We start from the raw sequence: 1,547 nt of genomic DNA, 5'->3' as shown, positions 1-1,547 counted from the left end.
GGTTATAGAACACCCTATGAAGCATTCGAGGAACTAACAGGCATAACCAGAGAAAAAATTTTCGAGGGCTATGCACTTATGACTTGAATTCGCCTTTTATCAATTTTTTGTCAATAGAGATAATCTTCCCAAGCTTGATCTGAAAACGTTATATTCATTCTTCTATAAGATCTCTATTTTTTCCTTTGCCAGCTCTTAGTTCTTCTATTGATTTCATAAGTTTTTTTGCATTTGCAGGGTTAGACATCAAATATGATGTTTCTTGTAATGCATTGTATTCTTCTAATGACATTAAAACGCACGAACTTCCTCTTTGGCGTGTAATTAAAATGGGTGTTTTATCCTCAACAGCCCTTATCATTGTTGCTGATAAATATTGTCTTGCTTCGCTATAACTTATGGTAATCATATATAAACCCCTCTTTGATATTGTACATTTGTACAATGTTTTGGGTTTTATTACAAGTTTTTATAATAAAAATTTGTGGAATATTCAGCTGTTATTGTAATGAAAATAGCCGTTTTGGGGATAAATTGCAGAGGCTGTAATTTAAATTGCGTATTTGTTTTTGGTGTTCTAAAAGCGAATATCACATATTAGGATAAAATTTTTCAATACAAATCACTGCACATTAAAGCGCAATTACAAATTCAAGCATTTGAATTATAAGATCTTTAAATTTCTCATTTTAAATTGTACTCACCTTTATACTCACTTTGGTAATTGCTTGGGTAATCGGTTTATTTAGTATTTATTTAGGTCTAAAATGATTACTGAAAATTGAAGAAACTGTTTTTATTCATCCTAACATCTTTATGTACTTGATAAGGCTTATAATTAGCGATCGAAAGTATTTAAAAACTGATCTTTATACGGTAATATCCGATGTGAAAAAATGATAGTCAACAATTCTTTAATATGGTAGTTTAGTAAAGTTGCTTTTTACGGCGGTAATCGCCGTAAAAAATAGTATAAGTAAACTAAAGAAAGGATTTGGTGTTTAGCAATGGTTAGTCATCCCAAGTACGGAACGATGAAAGTCTCTTATAAACAGTCACTTAAAACTCTTTTGCCTTATGGCATGTTAGCTACAAAGAAATGGCTTGTGGAGCAAGGCTTGACTGCGCATGCGGTAGATAATGCTGTCAAAACCGATACGTTACTGTTACTAGCCACAGGTGTTTATAGTCAATATTCCCGAGAAATTACTTGGGAAGGCGTAGTTGCTTCTATGCAGCAGATGATGAATAAAGATCTAGAAGAACAAGTTCCGCCTGTTGTGGTCGGTGGGTTGTCGGCACTGTCTATATCTGGTTTTGCGCAATATTTGTCGTTAGGAAATACGCAGCAAATTCATTTATATACAAAGGGAAAGCTTCCTTCCTGGCTTCAAAGACTGTCATTGCCAGTAAAATTCAAAGGGCATAGTACAACTAAGCTTTGGGCCGATAGTTTATCAAAAGATAGAACACTTGTTAAACAATATAAATGGACAGAGCAATTACCTCCAGTTTATATTTCATGCCCTGAAAAAGCCATATTGGAA

2 protein-coding genes are annotated in these 1,547 nt (G+C 33.6%); one reads left to right on the top strand and one right to left on the bottom strand.

Going from position 1 to position 1,547, the window contains the following annotated elements; translation table 11 throughout:
- Positions 1–154: 154 nt before the first annotated feature.
- Positions 155–409 (bottom strand): YoeB-YefM toxin-antitoxin system antitoxin YefM, encoded by a 255-nt coding sequence (gene yefM / locus BMW37_RS14840; RefSeq protein ID WP_093322785.1) that lies wholly within the window; start codon positions 407–409, stop codon positions 155–157.
- 598 nt (positions 410–1,007) lie between these two features.
- Here yefM and BMW37_RS14835 point away from each other — a divergent pair.
- A partial coding sequence (locus BMW37_RS14835; protein WP_177168711.1) for an AbiEi antitoxin N-terminal domain-containing protein occupies positions 1,008–1,547 on the top strand: 540 nt, incomplete at its 3' end.

Origin of the sequence: Thorsellia anophelis DSM 18579 (assembly GCF_900111395.1) — a bacterium.
GTDB lineage: Bacteria > Pseudomonadota > Gammaproteobacteria > Enterobacterales > Thorselliaceae > Thorsellia > Thorsellia anophelis.
Note: the sequence above shows the minus strand (reverse complement) of the source record. Positions and strands in the feature narration are given on the sequence as shown.

Coding starts and splice junctions, on each gene's coding strand:
- yefM (WP_093322785.1), bottom strand. CDS start 409: ATGATTACCATAAGTTATAGCGAAGCAAGACAATATTTATCAGCAACA.